Origin of the sequence: Pseudomonas sp. B16(2017) (genome assembly GCF_002113205.1) — a bacterium.
Taxonomy (GTDB): Bacteria; Pseudomonadota; Gammaproteobacteria; order Pseudomonadales; family Pseudomonadaceae; genus Aquipseudomonas; species Aquipseudomonas pharyngis.
In genome coordinates this window covers 1-1,585 of the sequence record NZ_NEKA01000031.1, presented here as the reverse complement: position 1 = coordinate 1,585, position 1,585 = coordinate 1, and the positions used below count along the sequence as shown (strand labels likewise).

Here is a 1,585-nt window from a genome sequence, read left to right as displayed (position 1 = left end):
CCCTCTGTGTCAGGCTACCTGTCGCCCTTGTTGATTGACTCGTTCATTCAAGAGGGTGAAGGTGCATAACAATGTCCAATTTAGGCAAGCGCTACGACAGCGACTTCAAAGACTGGGTCGTTTTGCAAATGATGCCGCCCTTTAATCGGTCAGTGGCAGAACTTGCCGTTGCACTCAATCTCACGCCACAGTCGCTGCGAAACTGGAGACAAATGGCCAGAGACAAAGGCTTGATCGTTCCAGGAAACGGCAAAACCAGTGACCAATGGTCTAGCGCCGATAAATTCAATGCTGTTATGGAAACCGCGCCGTTGAGCGAGGTGGAAATTTCTCAGTATTGCCGAATAAAGGGCATTTACCCTGAGCAAATTCAGCAGTGGAGACTGGCCTGTCAAAACGCCAATCCGGTCGTTGATCTCAACTCTCGAACCTCTAAAACGGCCGAGCAACGGCGTATCAAAATACTCGAGCGTCAATTGATCCAGTCAGATGCCGGACGTGCGGAGGCGGTGGCCTTGCTGGAGCTCAGAAAAAAAGCCAATGCGATCTGGGGCAAGGACAAGGAAGACTGATTAACGCCGCTGATCGTACGCAAGCCATGAAGTTGATTGCAGACGCAGTGCAGAGCGGCGCTCGTCGATATCGAGCCTGCAATGAGTTGGGGTTGAGCCTGCGTACAGTCCAGCGCTGGCGATATGCTGACTGTGATGGGCGACTGCTGGCTAAACGGGCAGCTCCGGCTAACAAGCTCAGTGAGTCGGAATGCCAAGCGGTACTTGATGCTGCCAATCAGGCTGGCTACGCCAGCCTTACTCCGCACCAGATCGTCCCCAAACTGGCCGATGAAGGCATCTATCTGGCTTCGGAATCGACGTTTTACCGAGTGTTAAAAGCGGCTCATCAAAACGTGCGTCGCGGCCGAACCAAAGCCCCGAAACGTAGGGTGCTGACGACGCATTGTGCCGATGGCCCCAACCAGGTGTGGTGCTGGGATATCACTTGGTTGCCAAGCACCGTCAGAGGTCGATTTTTCTACTGGTACATGGTCAAGGATGTCTACAGCCGCAAACTGGTCGCCAATGAAGTGCACGAAGTGGAATGCGCCGAACACGCATGCGAGCTGCTTAGAAAGGGATGCTTACGTGAACATACAGCGGGTCGCCCGCTGGTGCTGCACTCGGATAACGGACACGTGATGAGAGGTTCTTTGCTGCGTGAAAGCATGGTTGCACTTGGCGTCGAGCCTTCTTTTAGCCGGCCAAGGGTAAGTAACGATAACGCATATGCAGAGGCACTTTTCCGCACTGCAAAGTACTGCCCGCTCTGGCCGGATCAACCATTTGATACGGTCATTGATGCGAGGCTTTGGGTGCAGAAATTCATCGAGTGGTACAACGAAGATCATCGCCATAGCGCTTTGAAATACGTGACGCCAAACGAGAGGCACGAAGGCAAAGCGACGATGCTATTACAAGCAAGAGCAGCGCTTTATGAGGATGCCAGGAAAGCTAATCCGAGCCGTTGGAGCACTCGGACACGCAACTGGAAACTAGCTGATGCGGTGTATTTAAACCCAGAGCGCCCT

Annotated in this window: 1 protein-coding gene; it reads left to right on the top strand. The window is 53.2% G+C overall.

Annotated features, from left to right (window positions below; genetic code table 11):
- Positions 1–71: 71 nt before the first annotated feature.
- Positions 72–1,585 (top strand): IS3 family transposase gene (locus CAG25_RS28075; protein ID WP_143493141.1). Its coding sequence is split into 2 segments (ribosomal slippage), with 1,515 coding nucleotides annotated over them: positions 72–522 and positions 522–1,585; the frame shifts between segments, so codons are not numbered across the junction. This gene is flagged as partial in the annotation.